Origin of the sequence: Cellulomonas sp. McL0617 (genome assembly GCF_049994875.1) — a bacterium.
GTDB lineage: Bacteria > Actinomycetota > Actinomycetes > Actinomycetales > Cellulomonadaceae > Cellulomonas.
In genome coordinates this window covers 1,295,846-1,315,579 of record NZ_CP188256.1, presented here as the reverse complement: position 1 = coordinate 1,315,579, position 19,734 = coordinate 1,295,846, and the positions used below count along the sequence as shown (strand labels likewise).

General features: G+C 72.2%; 22 protein-coding genes and 2 tRNA genes. 5 read left to right on the top strand and 19 right to left on the bottom strand.

Annotated features, from left to right (window positions below; translation table 11 throughout):
- Nucleotides 1-84 precede the first annotated feature (84 nt).
- Nucleotides 85-753: a hypothetical protein gene (locus ACPPVS_RS05945; RefSeq protein ID WP_426595111.1), complete on the top strand. Its 669-nt coding sequence runs from the start codon at nt 85-87 to the stop codon at nt 751-753.
- Between the two features lie 73 nt (nt 754-826).
- Here ACPPVS_RS05945 and ACPPVS_RS05940 read toward each other — a convergent pair.
- Nucleotides 827-902, bottom strand: a tRNA-Lys gene (locus tag ACPPVS_RS05940).
- A 65-nt stretch (nt 903-967) separates the two neighbouring features.
- Nucleotides 968-1,243 carry a hypothetical protein gene (locus tag ACPPVS_RS05935; RefSeq protein WP_426595110.1) on the bottom strand — a complete coding sequence of 92 codons (276 nt, stop codon included), beginning with the start codon at nt 1,241-1,243 and terminating at the stop codon, nt 968-970.
- 160 nt (nt 1,244-1,403) lie between these two features.
- Here ACPPVS_RS05935 and bcp point away from each other — a divergent pair, with 160 nt between their 5' ends.
- Together bcp and ACPPVS_RS05925 are read left to right on the top strand one after the other, a co-directional pair.
- Nucleotides 1,404-1,871 carry a thioredoxin-dependent thiol peroxidase gene (gene bcp, locus ACPPVS_RS05930; RefSeq protein ID WP_426595109.1) on the top strand — a complete coding sequence of 156 codons (468 nt, stop codon included), beginning with the start codon at nt 1,404-1,406 and terminating at the stop codon, nt 1,869-1,871.
- A 24-nt stretch (nt 1,872-1,895) separates the two neighbouring features.
- Nucleotides 1,896-1,978, top strand: a tRNA-Leu gene (locus tag ACPPVS_RS05925).
- A gap of 76 nt (nt 1,979-2,054) precedes the next feature.
- Here ACPPVS_RS05925 and trxA read toward each other — a convergent pair.
- Nucleotides 2,055-2,423 (bottom strand): thioredoxin, encoded by a 369-nt coding sequence (gene trxA / locus ACPPVS_RS05920; RefSeq protein WP_426595108.1) that lies wholly within the window; start codon nt 2,421-2,423, stop codon nt 2,055-2,057.
- A gap of 134 nt (nt 2,424-2,557) precedes the next feature.
- Here trxA and ACPPVS_RS05915 point away from each other — a divergent pair, with 134 nt between their 5' ends.
- A complete protein-coding gene (locus ACPPVS_RS05915; protein ID WP_426595107.1) occupies nt 2,558-3,112 on the top strand; it encodes an NUDIX hydrolase family protein in 555 nt (184 codons plus the stop codon).
- A 13-nt stretch (nt 3,113-3,125) separates the two neighbouring features.
- On the opposite strand, the gene ACPPVS_RS05910 is transcribed toward ACPPVS_RS05915, so the two are convergent.
- From ACPPVS_RS05910 to clpS, 7 genes are all read right to left on the bottom strand, one after another.
- Nucleotides 3,126-4,808: an ABC-F family ATP-binding cassette domain-containing protein gene (locus ACPPVS_RS05910; RefSeq protein WP_426595106.1), complete on the bottom strand. Its 1,683-nt coding sequence runs from the start codon at nt 4,806-4,808 to the stop codon at nt 3,126-3,128.
- Nucleotides 4,805-5,422 carry an RdgB/HAM1 family non-canonical purine NTP pyrophosphatase gene (gene rdgB, locus ACPPVS_RS05905; RefSeq protein WP_426595105.1) on the bottom strand — a complete coding sequence of 206 codons (618 nt, stop codon included), beginning with the start codon at nt 5,420-5,422 and terminating at the stop codon, nt 4,805-4,807. Before rdgB ends, ACPPVS_RS05910 begins: the two co-directional genes overlap by 4 nt.
- Entirely contained in the window at nt 5,419-6,225 is an 807-nt protein-coding gene (gene rph, locus ACPPVS_RS05900) for a ribonuclease PH (RefSeq protein ID WP_426595104.1), read from the bottom strand. The genes rdgB and rph overlap by 4 nt, the downstream gene beginning before the upstream one ends.
- 68 nt (nt 6,226-6,293) lie before the next feature.
- Nucleotides 6,294-7,073 (bottom strand): MBL fold metallo-hydrolase, encoded by a 780-nt coding sequence (locus ACPPVS_RS05895; RefSeq protein ID WP_426595103.1) that lies wholly within the window; start codon nt 7,071-7,073, stop codon nt 6,294-6,296.
- Nucleotides 7,070-7,885 (bottom strand): glutamate racemase, encoded by an 816-nt coding sequence (murI, locus tag ACPPVS_RS05890; RefSeq protein ID WP_426595102.1) that lies wholly within the window; start codon nt 7,883-7,885, stop codon nt 7,070-7,072. Before murI ends, ACPPVS_RS05895 begins: the two co-directional genes overlap by 4 nt.
- A gap of 10 nt (nt 7,886-7,895) precedes the next feature.
- Nucleotides 7,896-8,603, bottom strand: a complete 708-nt coding sequence (locus tag ACPPVS_RS05885; RefSeq protein ID WP_426595101.1) for a DUF2017 domain-containing protein — start codon at nt 8,601-8,603, stop codon at nt 7,896-7,898.
- Nucleotides 8,603-8,896 (bottom strand): ATP-dependent Clp protease adapter ClpS, encoded by a 294-nt coding sequence (gene clpS, locus ACPPVS_RS05880; RefSeq protein ID WP_426595100.1) that lies wholly within the window; start codon nt 8,894-8,896, stop codon nt 8,603-8,605. The genes ACPPVS_RS05885 and clpS overlap by 1 nt, the downstream gene beginning before the upstream one ends.
- Nucleotides 8,897-8,965: 69 nt before the next feature.
- Here clpS and ACPPVS_RS05875 point away from each other — a divergent pair, with 69 nt between their 5' ends.
- Nucleotides 8,966-10,324 carry a nicotinate phosphoribosyltransferase gene (locus ACPPVS_RS05875; protein WP_426595099.1) on the top strand — a complete coding sequence of 453 codons (1,359 nt, stop codon included), beginning with the start codon at nt 8,966-8,968 and terminating at the stop codon, nt 10,322-10,324.
- A gap of 39 nt (nt 10,325-10,363) precedes the next feature.
- Here the strand turns inward: ACPPVS_RS05875 and ACPPVS_RS05870 are convergent, their stop codons facing one another.
- The 9 genes from ACPPVS_RS05870 to ACPPVS_RS05830 all read right to left on the bottom strand — a co-directional run bounded on the left by ACPPVS_RS05870 (nt 10,364) and on the right by ACPPVS_RS05830 (nt 19,659).
- On the bottom strand, nt 10,364-10,516 hold the full coding sequence (locus ACPPVS_RS05870) for a hypothetical protein (RefSeq protein ID WP_426595098.1): 153 nt from the start codon (nt 10,514-10,516) through the stop codon (nt 10,364-10,366).
- 236 nt (nt 10,517-10,752) lie between these two features.
- A complete protein-coding gene (locus ACPPVS_RS05865; protein ID WP_426595097.1) occupies nt 10,753-12,579 on the bottom strand; it encodes a DEAD/DEAH box helicase in 1,827 nt (608 codons plus the stop codon).
- On the bottom strand, nt 12,576-13,025 hold the full coding sequence (locus ACPPVS_RS05860) for a DUF3039 domain-containing protein (RefSeq protein WP_426595096.1): 450 nt from the start codon (nt 13,023-13,025) through the stop codon (nt 12,576-12,578). Before ACPPVS_RS05860 ends, ACPPVS_RS05865 begins: the two co-directional genes overlap by 4 nt.
- Nucleotides 13,026-13,221: 196 nt before the next feature.
- The gene (nagB, locus tag ACPPVS_RS05855; protein WP_426595095.1) at nt 13,222-14,004 is read right to left on the bottom strand and encodes a glucosamine-6-phosphate deaminase; all 783 of its coding nucleotides are present in this window, start codon (nt 14,002-14,004) and stop codon (nt 13,222-13,224) included.
- Nucleotides 14,004-14,999: an ROK family protein gene (locus ACPPVS_RS05850; RefSeq protein ID WP_426595094.1), complete on the bottom strand. Its 996-nt coding sequence runs from the start codon at nt 14,997-14,999 to the stop codon at nt 14,004-14,006. Before ACPPVS_RS05850 ends, nagB begins: the two co-directional genes overlap by 1 nt.
- Before the next feature lies 1 nt (nt 15,000).
- Nucleotides 15,001-15,924, bottom strand: coding sequence for a carbohydrate ABC transporter permease (locus ACPPVS_RS05845; protein ID WP_426595093.1), 924 nt, complete (start codon nt 15,922-15,924; stop codon nt 15,001-15,003).
- A complete protein-coding gene (locus tag ACPPVS_RS05840; protein ID WP_426595092.1) occupies nt 15,921-16,862 on the bottom strand; it encodes a carbohydrate ABC transporter permease in 942 nt (313 codons plus the stop codon). The genes ACPPVS_RS05845 and ACPPVS_RS05840 overlap by 4 nt, the downstream gene beginning before the upstream one ends.
- 194 nt (nt 16,863-17,056) lie before the next feature.
- Entirely contained in the window at nt 17,057-18,397 is a 1,341-nt protein-coding gene (locus ACPPVS_RS05835; protein ID WP_426595091.1) for an extracellular solute-binding protein, read from the bottom strand.
- Between the two features lie 86 nt (nt 18,398-18,483).
- Nucleotides 18,484-19,659, bottom strand: a complete 1,176-nt coding sequence (locus ACPPVS_RS05830) for an ROK family transcriptional regulator (RefSeq protein ID WP_426595090.1) — start codon at nt 19,657-19,659, stop codon at nt 18,484-18,486.
- Nucleotides 19,660-19,734 lie beyond the last annotated feature (75 nt).

Below are 19,734 nucleotides of genomic sequence, written 5' to 3'. Positions count from 1 at the left end.
CCGACCGCGGCATCGCGCCGCAGCAGCCGTCGGGGCCGGGTTCGACGACTCGCAGCCGCCCGGCTCGTCACCGTTGGACCAGGGATGGAGCGGCTCGTGGGGGTGCAGCGGGCTCGAGGTGCTCACGACGGGCACGCGTCGAGACGGGTCGTCCGGCTGGCGGTCGCGGCCCTCCTGATCGCGCCGGCGCTGGGCGGCTGTACCGCGCAGGCAGCCGCCGGGCCGCCACCCGACTCCGTCGGAGCCCTGACCCGGGCGGACCTCGGGGATGGCGACTGGCAGGGCCCCGCCCCCGACAACTCGTCCTGGGACGCCCCGCGCATGTGGTGCCTGGGCCTCATCGCCCTCTTCGAGCAGGACGGCGACGCGGCGGCGGCGGCGCACGCGACGTACACCGAGGACGACACGACCGTCTGGTCCGTCGCGTTCCGTTACCCCGCCGGTTCCGCAGCCCTGGACCGGCGCGCGGCGCTCGCCCGGGACAATCCCACCTGCAACGACTTCACGCCGAACGACGACCGCGGAACCGGCATGAACGACTTCCTCCTCGACGACGGGCCGGACCAGGTGACGACCGTCGAGCACGGGCACGAGAACGGGGCCGCCTACACGGTCGAGACGGCGATGCACCAGGGCCCGGACACCGTCGTGGCCGTCGCCGTGCGCTACCCGACGGGGAGCGCGCCCGACGTCACCGCGGAAGGGCTGCTCTACGACGCGGGCACGCAGGCGGCGAACCTCGCCGGCGGGTGACCGGCCCGTCGGCTCCCGATCCGGGGACGAACGAGGCCCCTCATCAGCGTGCGCTGGGGAGGGGCCTCGTGGGTGGTGCGCCATCAGGGACTCGAACCCCGAACCCGCTGATTAAGAGTCAGCTGCTCTGCCAATTGAGCTAATGGCGCGCGGAGAGAAAGTTACCAGCCGACGTGCCCGAACTGCCAATCGGATGATCCGGTCGTGACGATCGTCACGGCTCCGGGTCCGCCTCGGGCTCCGTGGGAGCCGGTTCCCACCAGGCGACCTCGGGCAGTCCCTCGGCCTCGAGGATCTCCGTCGATGTGGACTCCGGAGCGACCAGGTCGACGAGCAGGGCCAACGGCACGTGCTCGGCGAGCAGGTCCTTGACCGGCTGGGTCTGGTCGTCCTCGTCGTCAGGCACCCGCACCTCGGTCTCCGTCTCGTTGTCGGTGTCGTCGTCGGGCACGTGGGCCGCGGCCTCGGGCCGGGCGTCGTCCTCGCTCATGCTCGACCCTCCTCCGGCGCAGCCGGTCACCTGTCCTCCTCCATGCCACCACCCCGCCGAGCCGCGGGCAACACGGCGCGCGCAACCGCTCCCGAGCCCGCCCCGACCGGTCCGACGTACGATGACGACGCATCCGCCACCCCGCCCGTCAGGAGACACCGTGCCCCGCCTCGCCGTCGGCGACCTCGCGCCCGACTTCACGCTGCAGACCGCCGACGGCGGCAGTGTCACGCTGTCCGACCTGCGCGGACGCCACGTGATCGTCTACTTCTACCCCGCGGCGATGACCCCGGGCTGCACCACGGAGGCGTGCGACTTCCGGGACAACCTCGCGTCGCTGCAGTCGGCCGGCTACGCCGTCGTGGGCGTCTCCCCCGACGAGCTGCCCGCGCTGCAGAAGTTCGTCGAGGCGGAGCACCTGACGTTCCCGCTGGCGTCCGACCCCGACCGTTCCGTGCTGGAGGCCTGGGGCGCCTGGGGCGAGAAGTCCCTGTACGGCAAGACGGTCACGGGCGTGATCCGCTCGACCGTCGTCGTCGACCCGGAGGGCCGCGTGGAGCTTGCGCAGTACAACGTGAAGGCCACCGGCCACGTCGCCAAGCTACGCAGGGACCTCAAGGTCGCGTAGCCCACCGGGCCGCGAGGCCCGCGCGCGGGAGTGGTGAAATGGCAGCCACGCCAGGTTTAGGTCCTGGTGCCCGAGAGGGCGTGCGGGTTCGACTCCCGTCTCCCGCACCGACCGATCGCTCCGGACGACCGGTACGACGACGGGCCGGTCCCCGTAGGAGACCGGCCCGTCGTCGAAGGCTGATCAGGCCGTGGTGGCCTGGGCCGCGATCTTCTCGCGAACCTCGTCCATGTCCAGCGCCTTGACGGCCTCGACCACCTGCTCCAGGGCCGGAGCGGGCAGCGCGCCGGCCTGGTTGAACACCAGGATCCCGTCGCGGAATGCCATCAGCGTGGGGATAGAGAAGATCTGCAGCTCGGTGGCCAGCTCCTGCTCGGCCTCCGTGTCGACCTTCGCGTGCACGACGTCGGGGTGGTTCTCGCTCGACTCCTCGAAGACGGGGCCGAACCGCTTGCACGGTCCACACCACTCCGCCCAGAAGTCGATCAGGACGATCCCGTTGTCCTTGATCGTGGTGCCGATCGTCGAGCCAGTGAGCTCGGTCGTCGCCATGTCGTTCCTCCAGTCCTCGGATACCGCCTGGTAGAGCGCTCCGGCACCGTCCACTATTCCCCGCACGCCCGGTGTGACGCACGTCGGGGCGCGCCGACGCTGCCGACGCGGCGTCGCCAAGGTAGACATGGGGCGTGACTGCATCCGCCGAGTTCCCTCGGGGACCCGAACGCCCGTCGGGCTGGTTGAGCGCCGACGACATCTCGCGCGTCCGCTCCCAGCTGCCCATCCTGTACGTCGATGCGATCCCCGTGCGGGTGGACGACTCCGGGGACGTGGTCTCGGTCGGTCTGCTGCTCCGGGTGACGTCGGAGGGTGTGATGTCCCGGGCGCTGGTGTCGGGCCGCGTGATGTACCACGAGCGCGTGCGTGACGCCCTGGTCCGGCACATCGAGAAGGACCTCGGGCCGATCGCGCTGCCGCAGATCCCGTCCTCCCCGCAACCGTTCACCGTCGCGGAGTACTTCCCGACGCCTGGCGTCACGCCGTACCACGACCCCCGGCAGCATGCCGTGTCGCTGGCGTACGTCGTGCCCGTGCTCGGCGACTGCCGGCCGCAGCAGGACGCGATCGACCTCGCGTGGATGACGCCCGAGGAGGCGTGCGCGGAGCAGGTCCAGTTCGAGATGAACGGCGGCCAGAACGTCCTGCTCCGCCAGGCGATGGCGCACGTGGGCCGCCTGCAGTAGGCGCTCCCGCCGGTCAGCCCAGCGTGAGCTCGGGCCAGTCGGACAGGTCGGCGCGCATGCGGCGGTCGTGGGTCGCGACGACCACCGCGGCGGAGGTGACCCGCAGGGCGGCCGTGAGCTCGTCGACGAGCCCGACGGACAGATGGTTGGTCGGTTCGTCGAAGATCAGCACGTGCGGCGCGGCCAGCAGCGCGCACGCGAGGTCGAACCGTCGTCGCTGACCCACCGACAGCTCGCGCAGCGGCCGGTCCAGGTCCTCCTCGGTCAGCAGGCCCTGGGCGGCGACCGGCACCAGCCGGGCCGGGTCGAGCACCCCCGCCTCGAGCAGCGTCAACGCGTGCCGGGCGTACGCCTCGAACCCGCTGAGCTCCTCGGCCGGACCGGCGACGTAGGCCCGCTGCGCGGCGGCCGTCGCGTGCTCCGTCGGGCCCTCCTGCGCCAGGATGCCCAGCCGGACGCCGGGCGCCACGGACCGCGTCCCGCGATCGAGGTCGATCGTCCCGGCGAGGGCCGCGAGCAGCGTCGACTTGCCCGAGCCGTTCGGACCGGTGACGAGCAGCCGCCCGCACGCCGGCACCTCGATCCGCAGCCCGGGCAGGTCGAGCCGCGAACCGACGCGCGGCGCCCGCAGGTCGAGCAGGGGACCCGGCCTGGGCTCGGGCGGCAGCGACGGCAGGTCGGGGAAGGTGAGCTCGAGCGGTGGCGTCGGCACCTGGACCGCGGTCGCCTCGAGCTGCTGGATGAGCCTGTCGGCCGCCTTCACGTGCCCGCGGGCACGGGTCGCGCGCCGGTTCTTGTCGGAGCCCTTGGGTGGCCGCCACTCGTCGGAGAGGTTCTCGTAGGTCGAGTCGAGCCGCTCCGCCAGCGCGACCGCTCGCTTGCGCTCGGCCCGGTAGCGGCTGCGCCAGCGCCGCAGCATCTGGCTCTTGAGGAACCGGTAGTCCGAGTAGCGGGTCGCGCCGTACACCGCCGGCCGGCCGTCCATCGACGGGTCCAGGTCGAGGATCGCCGTCATCACGTCGTCGAGCAGGCGACGGTCGTGGGTGACGATGACGATCGCGCCCGGCCAGCCGCGCAGCCGCGCCGTGAGGTAGTCGATGCCCGCCGCGTCGAGGTGGTTGGTCGGCTCGTCGAGGAGCAGCACGTCCGCGCGCTCCCCGATCCGGCAGGCCAGTCGCACGCGGTAGCGCTCCCCCACGCTCAGCTCGTCGAGCGACCGGGCGGGGTCGCGGGGGGCGCCGAACCGGGTCAGCGCCTCGTCGACCCGTCGGTCGGCATCCCAGCCCGCCAGCTGCTCGTACCGGGCCACCGCGTCGGCGAGCCGTGCCAGGTCGCCCGTCTCGTGGTCGAACGACGCGATCGCGGATTCGAGCTCGCCCGACGTGGCGCGCACGCCCGCCAGGGCCTCGGCCACGAACGTGCCGACCGTCGCCCCGGGCGGGACCGTCAGCTCCTGGTCCACCACACCGACCGTGCCGACCCGACGCACCCGGCCCGCCTGCGGCTCGAGCGACCCGGCGAGCACGCGCAGCAGGGTCGTCTTGCCCGCGCCGTTCTCGCCGACCACGCCCACGCGGTCGCCCGCGGTCACGACGAGGTCGACCTGCTCGAGCACGGCGTGGCCGGGGTAGCCGTAGGTGACCGCCTCGGCCACCAGCTGGATCGCGCTCCCGGTGCTGACCGTCGGCCCGGTCATCCGCCCAGGACGCGCACCAGCGTCGGCACCAGCGCCCGGAAGGCAGTGCCGCGGTGGCTGATCGCGTTCTTCTCGTCCGGCGTCAGCTCCGCGCACGTCCGCGAGTCCCCCACCGGCACCAGGATCGGGTCGTACCCGAATCCGTACGAGCCGCGCGGCGCCGCAGCCAGCGTGCCCTCGAGCGTGCCGGTCTCCACGTGCTCGAACCCGTCGGGCGTCACGAGCGCGGCGGCGCAGACGAACCGAGCCACCCGGTGCTCCGGCGCGATGTCGGCCAGCTGGGCGAGCAGCAGGTCGAGGTTGGCCCGATCGTCGCCGTGCCGGCCGGCCCAGCGCGCCGAGAAGATCCCCGGCGAGCCGCCGAGCACGTCGACGCTCAGGCCCGAGTCGTCGGCGACGGCGGGCAGACCCGTGAAGGCCGCGAGCGCGCGGGCCTTGATCAGGGCGTTCTCGGCGAACGTCACGCCGTCCTCGACCGGCTCGGGTGCGCCGACGTCGCGGGCACCGACCACGGACGCCGGGTCGAGACCGGGCAGCACGGGCGCGAGGATCGCCCGCAGCTCGCCGACCTTGTGGTCGTTGTGCGTGGCCAGGACCAGTCGGACGCCGTTCATCGGGCCGCGCGCGTGGCCGAGCCGTCGCCGGGGGCCGTCGCCAGCGCGGCGACCTGCAGGGCGGTCAGCCGGGCGGTCCCGGCGACCGCGAGGTCGAGCAGCGCGTCGAGCTCCGTGCGGTCGAACGGCGCGTGCTCGGCCGTGCCCTGGACCTCGACGAACGTGCCGGAACCGGTGACCACGACGTTCATGTCGGTCTCAGCTCGCACGTCCTCGACGTACGGCAGGTCGAGGACGGGCAGCCCGTCGACGATGCCGACGCTGACGGCCGCGACCGAGTCGCGCAGGACGACCTTGTTCTTCGGGATGTGCCCCTGGGCCACGGCCCACGCGACCGCGTCGGCGAGGGCGACGTACGCCCCGGTGATCGAGGCGGTGCGGGTGCCCCCGTCGGCCTGGAGCACGTCACAGTCGAGCACGATCGTGTTCTCGCCGAGCGCCGAGACGTCGATGATCGCCCGCAGCGAGCGGCCGATGAGGCGCGAGATCTCGTGCGTGCGGCCGCCGATGCGCCCCTTGACCGACTCGCGGTCCGACCGGCTGTTCGTCGCGCGCGGGAGCATCGAGTACTCGGCGGTGACCCAGCCCTCGCCCGACCCCTTCTTCCAGCGCGGGACGCCCGGCGTGAACGAGGCGACGCACAGCACCTTCGTGCCGCCGAACTCGACGAGCACGCTGCCCTCGCCCGCCTCGAGGAACCCGCGGGTCAGGGTGATCGGGCGGAGCTCGTCGGAGGCGCGGCCGTCGGCGCGGACGCCGGGCATCGAGGGCACAGCGGAGGCGCTGGAGGTGGCAGAAGTCATGCCGACGAGCCTAACCGGGCGGGCCGACAGGGATCGCGGGCGTCCGGCGAGGCCGATTCCTGCACACGTCAGAGGACGTATACCGCGCCCGGCGTCGCCAGCGTGATCGGGCCGTCGTACACGGCACGCGCCTCGGCGTGCGCGACCTCGGGGTCGTTCCAGGCAGGGATGTGCGTGAGCACCATCGCCCGGGCGCGGCCGCGGGCGGCGGCCTGCCCGGCCCGCCGACCCGTGAGGTGGATGCCGCGCAGGTCGTCGTCCCGACCCTCCACGTACGCGGACTCGACGAGGAGCAGGTCGGCGTCGGCGGCCAGCGCGTCCAGGCCGGGGCACTCGTCGGTGTCCCCGCTGTACGCCAGCGTCACGGTCGAGGACGGCTCGGCGTCGCCGGGGCCGGTGACCCGGATGCCGAACGCGGGGATCGGGTGCTCGACGGGCACGGGCGTCAGCGTCAGCGGCCCGACGACGACGTCGACCCCGGGCTCCCACGTCATCACGTCGAACTGCTCGCTCGGGTGCTCCGACCCGCACAGCTGGGTAAGCCGCTGCGCGGTGCCGTCCGGGCCGAAGACGGGCACCTCCGGGAGCGCACCGGCCGGGTCGTAGCGCCGCAGCACGTGCAGCACCGCGAGGTCGGCCACGTGATCGGCGTGCAGGTGGGACAGGCCGATGGCGTCCAGCCGGCGCGGGTCGCCGTAGCGCTGCAGGGCACCGAGCGCCCCGTTGCCCAGGTCGAGCAGCACGGACCACGTCCTGCCCGCGGCGTCCTCGGCCTGCACGAGGTAGCCGGACGCGGCGGAGTCGGCGCTCGGGAACGAGCCCGCGCACCCCAGGATCGTCAGCCTCATCGCAGGGCTCCGCGGGGTTCGACGACCCCGACCTCGGGACCCAGGAACCGTCGAGCCAGCAGCTGGAACGAGGCCGGGTCGCCGGTGGCCAGGAACCGGTGGGTGGGCGGTCCGGCGACCTGGTCGCGCTCCAGGTCGTGCGCGACCAGCGTGCGGTAGACGTCCTTGGCGGTCTCCTCGGCGCTCGAGACGAGAGTGACCTCCTCGCCCATGACGTAGGAGATCGCGCCCGTGAGCAGCGGGTAGTGGGTGCAGCCGAGCACGAGCGTGTCGACGCCGGCCTCGCGAACCGGGTCCAGGTACTCGTGCGCCACCGACAGCACCTCGGGGCCGGAGGTGATGCCCGCCTCGACCAGCTCGACGAACCGGGGGCAGGCCTGCGTGGTCAGCTGGACGCCGGGCGCCACTGCGAAGGCGTCGTCGTACGAGAGCGACTCGACCGTGGACTTCGTGGCGATGACGCCGATCCGGCCGGTCCGGGTGGCGGCGACCGCACGGCGGGCCGCGGGCAGGATCACCTCGACGACGGGGATACCGCGGCGCAGCGTGTACCGCTCGCGGGCGTCGCGCAGCATCGCCGACGACGCCGTGTTGCAGGCGATGACGAGCAGCTTGACGCCGGCGTCGACCAGGTCGTCCATCACCTCGAGCGCGTGCGCGCGCACGGCCGCCAGCGGCTTGCTGCCGTACGGCGTGTTGAGGGTGTCGCCGATGTAGATCGTGGACTCGTGGGGCAGCTGGTCCAGGATCGAACGCGCCACCGTCAGCCCGCCGACACCGGAGTCGAAGATCCCGAGGGGGGCGTCGTTCACGCGGTCGAGCCTAACCGCTCGGCGGTCGCTCCCCCGACGGCGGCCGACCGGGCGGGGTGTCGCGCGCGCCACCCGACGCGCGCAGGTCCGTGAGCAGGGCCTCGACGAGCGACTCCTGCAGCCAGCTGAGCGCACCGTAGACCGCGACGAGGTAGCGGCGCGTCGCCGGGTCGAGGTCGGTTCCGACGTCGTCGTCGTCCGACGGCTCGTCGAGGTCGGCTCCCGGCGAGGCGAGCAGCTGGTCGTACAGACGCTCGGCCTGCCCGTCCGTGCGGATGTCGAGGCGTTCGGCGAGCACGAGCCTCAGGTCGGTGATCGCGGCCGCGACGTCCTTGGCGTCGCCCGCCTCGATCACGAACGCGTCGGCGCGCTGCCCCTCGGCGGGCGTCGTCAGCGCGGTCCACAGGCGGCTCAGTCGCGCGACCTTGCCCGCCCGGATGTCGTCCTCGGTCAGGCGCCGGAACTCGGCGGAGACCTCGGGGTCGTCGCGCGACGCGTCCGGCAGCAGGCGTCGCACGGCGGGGTCGCTCGGGGGTTCGACGGGTTCGAGCTGCAGTCGCGGCGAGCCGTCGGCCGGAGACGGCACGACCGCCGCCTCGTCGATCCGGCCGGCGCCGAGCAGCTCGGCGACGTCCGCGACGAGGGCCGCGATCACCCCACGCTCGTCGTCGTCCAGGCGCGCGACGTACAGCCCGCGCCGCCGTCGGAACGCACGCATCACTGGCCGCTTCGCTGCAGCGTGGCCCACAGGCCGAACTCGTGCATCGCCTGCACATCGACCTCCATCGCCTCGAGCGACCCGGTGGACACCACGGCCCGGCCCTGCTCGTGCACCTGCCGCATCAGCTTCTCCGCCTTGGCCTTGGGGAAGCCGAAGTACGACTCGAACACGTACGTCACGTAGCTCATGAGGTTGACGGGGTCGTTCCAGACGATGGTCACCCACGGGTCCGCGATCGCCGTCTCCTGCTGCGCCTCGACGCTCTGGTCGGGAAGGGTCTCCACAGGCACACGCCAACTGTAGGTGTGCCGTGGGATGCCCGTCGTGCAGAGTGGGTGCGCGCTGCCTACGTTGGCGGCATGACGGCGACGCCCCGGGGCCCGAACGACGACCGGAGCACGGCGCTCCTCACGGACCGATACGAGCTCACGATGCTGCAGGCGGCGCTGGCCGACGGGACCGCGCAGCGGCGGTGCGTGTTCGAGGTGTTCACCCGGCGCCTGCCGGCCGGGCGTCGGTACGCGGTGCTCGCGGGCACCGGACGCGTGCTCGAGGCCGTCGAACGGTTCCGGTTCGGGACGGCGGAGCTGGACTACCTCGCTGACGAGCGCATCGTCGACGACGCGACGCTGGCCTACCTGGCCGGGTACCGGTTCGGCGGGTCTGTCGTCGGGTACGCCGAGGGCGAGACGTTCTTCCCGTCGTCGCCGGTGCTCGTGGTCGAGGGGACGTTCGCCGAGGCCGTGATCCTCGAGACGGTCGTGCTCTCGATCCTGAACTTCGACTCGGCGGTCGCGTCGGCGGCGTCCCGGATGACCAGCGCCGCCGTGGACCGGCCCGTGCTCGAGATGGGATCGCGCCGGGCGCACGAGGAGGCCGCGGTCGCGGCGAGCCGGGCGGCCGTCGTCGCGGGGTTCGCCGGCACCTCCAACCTCGAGGCCGGGCGCAGGTACGGCCTGGCGACGATCGGCACGGCCGCGCACGCGTTCACGCTCCTGCACGACGACGAGCGGACGGCGTTCGAGGCCCAGGTGGCGGCCCAGGGCGCCGGGACGACCCTGCTCGTCGACACGTACGACGTGCGACGCGGGGTGCAGAACGCCCTGGCCGCGGCCGGGACGTCGCTGGGCTCCGTGCGCCTCGACTCCGGCGACCTGGGCGTCCTCGCGCACGAGGTCCGCCAGCAGCTGGACGAGGCGGGGGCGCGGGCGACGAAGATCATCGTCACGTCCGATCTCGACGAGGACGCGATCGCCTCCCTCGCCGCCGCACCGGTGGACAGCTACGGCGTCGGCACGTCGGTGGTCACGGGCTCGGGAGCGCCGACGTGCGGGATGGTCTACAAGCTCGTCGCGCGCGAAGGTTCGGGCGGTCGGCTCGAGCCGGTGGCCAAGGCGTCGCGCGCGAAGATCAGCGTCGGCGGCCGCAAGGCGGCGGCTCGGCGGCTCGATTCGGAGGGGCGGGCGCTGGAGGAGGTGCTGGTGACGGGTCCCGACGACGCCGTCCGGGCCTGGCGGTCCGACGACCCGACGCTGCGGGCCTTGCACGTGCCGCTGGTGACCGACGGGGTGCCGGACCGGGGATGGATGGGGGCGGCGGGCGTGCAGGCCGCCGTGGGCCGGCACCGGGCCTCGCGAGACGAGCTGCCGCGGGGGGCGAGGCGCTTGTCTGCGGACGAGGCCGCGGTGCCGACGGTCACGCTGCGGATCGGGGACTGACGCCGGGTTCTCGACGTCGTCCCGGCGATCCGGGGTGGGCTAGACCCGCGAGCGACCCCGGCCGACGAGCGCCAGGATCAGGCTGATGACCAGGACGGCGATGCCGATCCAGATCAGGAACGATCCGACGCCGGCGAAGCCGAGGATGAGCAGGATGACGCCGATGATGATGAGGATGAGCCAGCCGGGCATGGTGAGGCCCCTTTCGTCCGTCGCACCGATCCGGCGAGCGGGGGTACCCGGGCCGTTCGGCGACAACACAACGCTGCCAGCCCAGCCCGGCCTCCGCGCGCTGAACGTCGAGTTGCGTCGCGGCCCTCCGCTGCTATGTGGTCACCCGTCCAGAGCCCTGACCTGCAGGTTCGTCCGGGAAATGCTCTGTCCGAACTGTGAGACGCCCCTTGCGAAAACTTCACCCGGCGGGGTGGCTACTTCTTCCCGACGAACCAGCCGCGGACCATCGCGACCCGCGCCGTCAGCTGGTCGGGGTCGGCGAGCGCCACCTCGGGGCCTCCGCAGCGGCGGCGCAGCTCGCTGTGCACCGACCCGTGCGGCTGCCCGCTCCGGCGCGCCCAGGCACCCACCAGCTGCGACAGCTCCTTGCGCAGCTCGGCCTGCTTGCGGTGGTCCATCGCGGGCACGTCGTCGGCGGCGGCCCTCTTGCGCCCGCTCAGCTGATCGGCCTGCCGCTGCCGCAGCAGCGCCGAGACCTGGTCGGCGTCGAGCAGCCCGGGCAGGCCGAGGAAGTCGAGCTCCTCGTCGGACCCCATCTCCGCGCCCGTGCCGAACTCGCCGCCGTCGAACAGCACCCGGTCGAACGACGCCTGCGCCTCGAGCGCCTCGAACGCACCCTGCTTGCCGTCCGGACCGATCTCGTCAGGCCCGTTGCGCTCGGCGTTCGCCGCCTCCAGGAGGGCGTCCTCGGGGCTGAAGCCCTCGCCGAGCTCCTCGGCCGTCTTGGGGCGGTCCAGCGCGTGGTCGCGCTCGAGCTCGAGCGTGCCGGCGAGCGCGAGCAGCTGCGGGACGCTCGGCAGGAACACGGAGGCGGTCTCACCGCGGCGACGGGCGCGCACGAAGCGGCCGACGGCCTGCGCGAAGAACAGGGGGGTCGCCGTGCTCGTCGCGTACACGCCGACCGCCAGCCGCGGCACGTCGACGCCCTCCGACACCATGCGGACGGCCACCATCCAGCGCGAGGTGCCCGAGGAGAACTCGTCGATCCGGTCGCTCGCGCCGTCGTCGTCCGAGAGCACGACCGTCGGAGCCTTGCCGGTCAGCCGCGCGAGGTGGCCCGCGTACGCGCGGGCGTCGGTCTGGTCCGTGGCGATGACCATCGCGCCCGCGTCCGGCACCGTGCGCCGCACCTCGGTGAGGCGGCGGTCCGCGGCAGCGAGGACGCTGGTGATCCACTCGCCGTCCGGGTCGAGCGCGGTCCGCCACGCCTGCGCGGTCATGTCCTTGGTGAGCGCCTCGCCGAGGCGGGCGCTGATCTCGTCGCCGGCCTTGGTCCGCCAACGCATCGAGCCGCTGTACGACAGGAAGATGACCGGGCGCACCACGTGGTCGCGCAGCGCGTCGCCGTAGCCGTAGGTGTAGTCGGCCGCGCTGCGGCGGATGCCGTCACCGCCCCGGTCGTAGCGCACGAACGGGATGGCGGCGGTGTCCGAGCGGAACGGTGTGCCGGTCAGCGCGAGCCGCCTCGTCGCGCCATCGAAGGCCTCGCGCACGGCGTCGCCCCAGCTCAGCGCGTCGCCGCCGTGGTGCACCTCGTCGAGGATCACGAGCGTCGGCTCGGTGGTGGTGCGTGCCGCGTGCAGCATCGGCTTGCTGGCCACCTGCGCGTAGGTGACCGCGACGCCGTCGAACCCGTGCCCGTGCCGGCCCTGGGCGTTGCTGAAGTTGGGGTCGAGCGTGATGCCGACCCGTGCGGCTGCGTCGGCCCACTGACGCTTGAGGTGCTCGGTCGGGGCGACGACGGTGACCCGTCGCACCACCCGGGCCTCGAGCAGCTCGGTGGCGATGCGCAGCGCGAACGTCGTCTTGCCGGCGCCCGGGGTGGCGACCGCGAGAAAGTCGCGCGGGTTGGCCACCCGGTACTGCTCGAGCGCCTCGGCCTGCCACGCGCGCAGCTTGTTCGCGGTCCCCCACGGCGCGCGGCTGGGGAACGCCGGCGGCAGCTGTGACGCGGCCGACGACGACGCGTGGCTGGACGAGAGGGTGGAGGGGACGACGGACGGGCGCGGGGCCGCCGTCACGAAGCTCCGCTTGTCGGACCGGCAGGCGAACCGAAGCTGCCCGTGGACGACGCGTCACCGGAGCCGCCCGAGCCGCCCGACGGATTGCGGCCGAAGCCCCAGCGACGACCGCCGGACTTGCCCCCGCCGGCGTTGTCGTCGCCGTCCTGGGGCTCGCGCAGGCCCTCGTAGATCTCCTTGCACACCGGGCACACGGGGAACTTGTTGGGGTCGCGACCCGGCACCCAGACCTTGCCGCACAGGGCGATCACCGGCTTGCCGCTGAGGGCCGAGTCGAGGATCTTCTCCTTGCGCACGTAGTGCGCGAACCGCTCGTGGTCGCCCGGCTCGACCTCCTCGCGAGTCTCCTCGCGCTCCAGCACGCTGGTCGACGTGCCCTGGTCCGGTCCGGACGGGTCGTCGGTCGTCGTTCGGGATGGCGACGGCATCGGGAACGGCTCACTCATGGCGTCGAGTGTACGTGGGCACCCGCCCCGTCGGGGGCGCCCGCCGGTCGGCGACCGCACCCGGGGCGCACGCCGCACCGGCCGACCAGATCGTGGCTCGACGACGAGATCGTGACGTGGCGACGAGGTCGTGAGCTGGAGCTCACGACCTCGTCGCTACCTCACGATCTCGCGGTCGCGGCGGTGCGAGGACCCCCTAGAGGCCCTGCCACGCGGGCTTCGACAGGTACGTCTCGCGGTAGTAGTCGGCCAGCTGCAGCCGGCTCGCGGCGGCGTCGTCCACCAGGACGGTGACGTGCGGGTGGTGCTGCAGGATGGTCGCCGGCCACATCGCGCTGACCGGGCCCTCGACCAGCTGGTGCACGGCCTCCGCCTTGCCCTTGCCGGTGGCCAGCAGCACGAGGTGCCGGGCCGACATGATCGTCGCCAGGCCCTGCGTGAGGCAGTGCGTGGGCACCTGGTCGAGGTCTCCCCCGAAGAACCGGGCGTTGTCCTCACGGGTCTGCCGGGTCAGCGTCTTGATCCGCGTCCTCGAGGCGAGCGACGAGCCCGGTTCGTTGAACGCGATGTGGCCGTCGGTGCCGATCCCGAGGATCTGCAGGTCGACGCCACCTGCCTCGGCGATCGACTCCTCGTACGCGCGGCAGGCCACGACGAGGTCTGCGGCGAGGCCGTCGGGGCCCTGCACCGCACCGTCGGCGAAGTCGACGCGGGACGCGATCTCGGTCTCGATGACGTTGCGGTACCGCTCGGGGTGCGCAGCGTCGAGCCCGACGTACTCGTCGAGCATGAACGCCCGGGCGCGCGCGAACGACAGGCCCGCCTCGGCGTGCCGACGCGCGAGCTCGTCGTAGACGGCCAGCGGGCTCGACCCGGTGGCCAGGCCGAGGACGGCGTCGGGCTGCTCGCGCAGGAGATGCTCGATCGCGTCCGCGGCGAGACGCCCCAGCTCGGCGCCGGGACCGATGACGACCTCCATCAGAAGTACTCCCCTCGCCCGAGCAGGGCCGCGCCGACGGCACCGACCGGCACGTCCGCGGGCGCGAGGCTCACGCGTCCCGGCAGGCTCATCGACGCCAGGAACGGCGACGCCTCCGCCTGCCGTTCCAGCTCGCTGCGCACGGCCCGCAGCAGCGGCTGCCCGAGCGCGCTGACGCCGCCGCCGATGACGACGAGGTCGACGTCGGCGGTGAGGACGAGCATGCGCACCGCGGCCGCGACGGCCCAGGCGAACCGGTCGCGAACCTCGATGGCTCGCGGGTCGCCGTCGGCCGCCGCCGTGAACAGCTCGGCGGGCGCGGGACGCCCGAACCGGCTCGGCCAGGCGACGTCGAGCGCGGACCCCGAGGCGTACTGCTCCAGGCAGCCCAGCTGACCGCACTTGCAGGGCAGCCCGTCGGGCACGAGCGTCAGGTGGCCGATCTCGCCGGCGCCCCCGTGCGAACCGCGGCGCAGCCGACCCTCGAGCAGGAGGCCCGCGGCGAGGCCGGTGCCGAGCGCGAGAAACGCGAGGTCGTGCACCCCGGGCTCGCTGGTCCCCTGTGCCCCGTCGACGGTGTGCGCGGCGCCGACGACGGCGACGGTGAGATCGTTCTCGACCCGGACCTGCACGCCGAGGCGCTCCGCGACCAGGGCCGCGAGCGGCGTGCTCTGCTCGATGCCGAGGTTCACGGCGTGCTCGACGAGTCCCTTGTCGGCGTCGACGACACCAGGCAGACCGATGCCGACACCGGCGAGCTCGGACACGGGCACACCCACGCGACCGGCCAGGTCCTCGACCACCGCGACCGCGACGTCGACCAGACCTTGGACGCCCTTGGCCGTCGCGAGCCTGATCTGGTGCCGCACCACGCCGTCGCCGTCGAGCGCGACACCGAGCACCTTGGTGCCCCCGATGTCGAGACCGATCGACCACGGGCGTGCTCTGTCGTCCGACGCCGTCCCAGCGAGCGTCGGGATCCCCTGCTTGCTCACGTCAGCCCTTCACCGCACCGGCGACGAGCCCGGACGTCATCTTGTTCTGGACGAACAGGAAGAAGATGATCACCGGCACCGCGATCAGGGCCGAGCCGGCCATGACGACTCCCCAGTCGGTGGCGCGGTTCGTCTGGACCAGACCCTGCAGCCAGAGCGGCAGCGTGTGCTGCTTCGGGTCCGTCATGACCACCAGCGCGAGCGTGTACTCGTTCCAGGCCTGCAGGAACGCGTAGACGCCGGCGGCGACGAGACCGGGGGCGAGCAGCGGGAAGGTGATCCGGAAGAAGGCGGCGGTCCGCGAGAGGCCGTCGACCATCGCGGCCTCCTCGAGCTCGATCGGCACACCGGCGACGAACCCGCGCAGCATCCAGATGGTGAACGGCAGGATCGCGGCCGTGTAGACGATCGACAGACCGATCGCGGTGTTCACCAGGTTCCAGCTGTCGAGCATCCGGTACTGCGAGATGAACAGCCCCTCGGCGGGGATCATCTGCACCACGAGGATCGTCAGGATGAACGACTTGCGGCCCCGGAACCGGAACCGGCTGACGGCCAGCGCGGCGAGGAACGCGAAGATCAGGGCGGCGACGAGCACGATGACGACGACCACGAGCGAGATCTTCGTCGCGTCCCAGAACGTCGGGTCCTTGAGCACCTCGCGGACGTTGGCGAGCGTGCCGCCGAGCGGGAGGAACGTCGGCCGCGTCCCCTGCAGCTTGTTCAGCGGCAGCAGCGCGCTGTTGATCATCCAGTAGATCGGGAAGACCCAGGCGATCGCGACGAGGACGGCGACGACGCTCCACACGCGGCGCGAGCGCCGGCCCTGGGTGCGGCCCGACTCGGTGGAGCGGACCTTGCGCGTGGCGACCGTGGCGTCGGGGGTGCCCACGGTGGCCGACGGGATGGCGAGGGGGGTGCTCACAGCTCGTCCTCCTTCAGCATCTGCCGGATGTAGAAACCGGTCAGGGCGAGCGTGATGACCAGCATGATCGTGGCGAGCGCGCTCGCCTTGGAGAAGTTGCCCGCGTAGGAGTAGATGAGCGTGCCCAGCAGGTTGGTCTCGTGCGTCGGGGCGCCGGCGCGCTGCAGCACGTAGATCTGGGTGAACACCTTCAGGTCCCAGATCACCTGCAGGAGCATCACGATCGACAGGACCGGTCGGATCATCGGGATGGTGATGTTCCAGAACTGCTGTCGCTGGGAGGCGCCGTCGAGCTGGGCGGCCTCCAACGTCTCGTCGGGAACCTGCAGCAGGCCCGCGTAGACGGAGAACGCGACGAACGGCACGGACATCCAGACCACGATCACGGTGGCGACGAAGAAGAACGACAGCGGCTGGATGATCCACGAGTGGCCGGCCATGTCGGTCATGCCGAAGACGTTGGCGAGCACCCAGTTGATGACGCCGTACTGGGAGTTGAACAGCCACTGCCACACGGTCATGGACGCGAGGACCGGGGTCCCCCACGCCAGCAGCAGCGAGATCTGCAGGGTCATCCGCGCCGTGCGCGTGACCCGCTGCATGAGGACCGCGAACGCGATGCCGATAACCATCGTGACGGCCGCGTTCACCAGGCAGAACGCGATCGAGCGGGCGATGACGGTCCACACGTACGGGTCGGTCAGCAGCGTCTGGTAGTTCTTCAGGCCGACCCACTCGGGCGGGGCGCCGAACTGCTGCTTGAGCCCGAACTCCTGGAACGAGGTGATGAACTGACGGACCAGCGGGTAGCCGAGGGCGACGCCGATGAGGATGCTGGCCGGGACCAGCAGGCCGTACACACCGAGCTTGCGGCGCTTACGGCGTGGGAACACGGGCGGGGCGCCGTCGTGCTCGACCACGGGGGCAATGGCTGCCATGGGAAGAGGCTCCTGTCTGGTGGCGCGGTCGGACCCGCCTGCGTCGGCAGGCCCGACCGCACCCGGATCAGGTGGGCGTCCGCTCGGTGCACGAACGACGACCGATGATCAGTACAGCAGTGGTGTGTGCTGCGTGTGGGGTGTTCGGCCCGGCTGGTCACCTCCTCGACGGAGGGGGTGACCAGCCGAGGTAATCAGTTGTTGAGCGCGTCCGCGATCTGCTTGTCCGCGGTGGCGGCAGCAGTCTTGATGTCGGCGCCCGAGGCGATCTGCTGGAAGAAGTCCTCCAGCGTGCGGTTGCCCTCGACGGTGGCCCAGTTCTCGGCGGCCGGCGTGAGCTTCGCGTTGAGTGCGGCGGCCACAGCGGCCTTCGCGTAGACGTCGTCACCCATCGAGGCCGCGTACGCGGAGTTGCCGGGGATGAGGCCGTTCTTGCCGAGCATGTTCTGGAAGTCCGCCGAGAAGATGATCTTCAGCAGGTTCTTGGCCAGCTCCTTGTGCTGCGACTTGGCGCCGATCGCGATGTTCGAGCCACCGGCGAAGCCCGTGGCGTACGAGCCGGCCTCGATGCCCGGCAGCGGGAAGACACCGGTGTGCTCCTCGTTGCAGGCCTGCTGCTCCTTCAGGGCAGCCTTGGCGGCGTCAGAGACGTCGTCCTTGGCAACACCCTTGTTGCACTGCGGCAGGTCGATGCTCCAGCGGGCCCAGGTGGGCGCCGAGAACATCGCGGCCTGGCCGGCGTTGAACGGAACCCAGGGCTGGTCGGAGTTGGCGTCGGCCGGAGCCTTCGTCGCGTTCTTGAACAGGTCCTGGACCTGCTCCAGACCCTTCAGCGACTTCGGGTCCTCGAGGGCGCCCTTCCACTTGTCGCCGTCCTTGACGGCGAAGTCGCCGCCGTTGGTGTACAGCCACGACGCGCCGTTGTACCAGTCCTGGCCGGGCAGCCAGAAGCCGGAACCGGAGGGGTTGGCCGCCTGCAGCTTCTTGGCGACCGTGGTGAAGTCGGCGAGCGTGGTGGGCACCTCGACGCCGGCGGCGGCGAACGCGTCCTTGTTGTAGAAGACGGCGCGCGCACCGGAGTAGTACGGAGCGGCGTAGAACTTGCCGTCCGCGCTACCGGCCTCGACGAAGCCGGGGAGCAGCTTGTCGCCACCCAGCTCGGCCTTCATGTCGGTGATGTCGGCGAACGCACCTGCGTAGGTGAACGTCGGCGACTGCGTGTTGCCGATCTCGACGACGTCCGGCGTCTGGTCGGCCGACGCGAGGGCGGTCTGCAGGCGCGGGACCAGGCCGGTCCAGTCCTGCTGCTCGATGACGAGCGTCGAGCCGGGGTTCTGGGCCGCGAAGGTCGTCGTGAGGTACTGGCGCAGGGCGTCCGGGGTGTCCGTGCCGTTGAGCCAGAGCTTGATGGTGGCAGCCTCGGGCGCCTTGCTTGCCGAGGGCGTGTCCGACGACGAGCTGTCGTTGGAGTTGCCGCAGGCGGCGAGCGTGAGCGCTGCCGCCACGCCGACGGCCGCGAAACGTAGGATCTTCACGTTGGGGTTTCCTCCCGTGAGCGAGACGATCGCCGAGCGGCGTCGCCGGGGGTTTCTTCCGACTGCAGTGGGCCGGCTGGGGGTCGTCACGAGACCCCCAGCTGGCCCGACAGAACGAGGACTGCCGCACCAGCGAGAGCCCCGTCCTCGTCGAGGGATCCCATCCGCATGGCGAGTCCGTGCCCGATGACAGGCATGGTCCGCGCGCGGACGGTGGTGAGCGCCGCGTCCCGCAGAGGTCCGTCCAGCAGCTCCGGCGGACCGGAGAGCAGGACCTCGGCGAGGTCGAGGGCACTGACGACGGGTGCCAGGGCGATGCCCAGCAACCGTCCGACCGACGCCAGTGCGGCGTCGGACTCTTCAGGGGTGAGTCCCGCGGTGCGGCGGCGCAGGGCCGGCACGCTCAGCACGGTCTCGAGGCAGCCGGAGCGGCCGCAGGCGCACTCCAGCGGGGGTTCGTCACGCGCGTCTCCGTCGACGACGGTCACGTGGCCGATCTCGCCTGCTGCGTGGTGCCGACCGAGGACGAGGGCGCCGTCCACGACCATCCCGGCGCCCACACCCTGGCCGATGGTGACGACCATGCAGCCCGAGCCGGCCGCCGCGCCGTACGTGAACTCGCCGAGGGCACGGGTGTTGGCGTCGTTGGCGACGTGCACCGGAACGCCGAGGAGCTCCGTGAGCCGGGCCGCCAGCGGAAGGCCGTACCAGCCACGGTTGGGGGCCTGGACGACCGTGCCGTCGAGGTCGATGACCCCCGGGGACGCGATGCCGACGCCGATGACCGGGCGGGTCGCCGCGGCGAGCAGATCCCGGCTCAGCTCCTCGACCAGCACGGCGGCGGCCTCGCCCGTCCGCCCTTCGAGGGCGACCGAGCGGCGGGCGACCACGTCGCCGACGAGGGTCATCACGGCGCCGAGCAGGCGCGAGTCGTCGGTCAGGTCGACGGCGACGATCTGGAACGCCTCGGTGCGCATGCCGACCAGCGTGGCCGGCTTGCCGACCTTGCCCTCGACGCGCACGCCGAGCTCCTCGACGAGTCCCTCGGCGATCAGGTCGGCCACCAGACCGGAGACCGTGACGCGGGTCAGACCAGTGCTGCGAGCGATGTCGGCACGCGACGCCGGACCGATGTGGAAGAGGTGAGCGAGCACCAGCGACCGGTTGTGCGCCCGTGCGTGCTCGGGGAGCACCTTGCCGGTCGGGCGCAGGGCCCGACCAACTCCCCGGGCCGCGGCGGGCGGCTGCGTTGTCGCTGTCACGTTTGTTAGTAGACCTTCCTTACTAATCGACGTCAAGTCACTTCGGTGACCGTGATCACATCGTGACCGGACGTT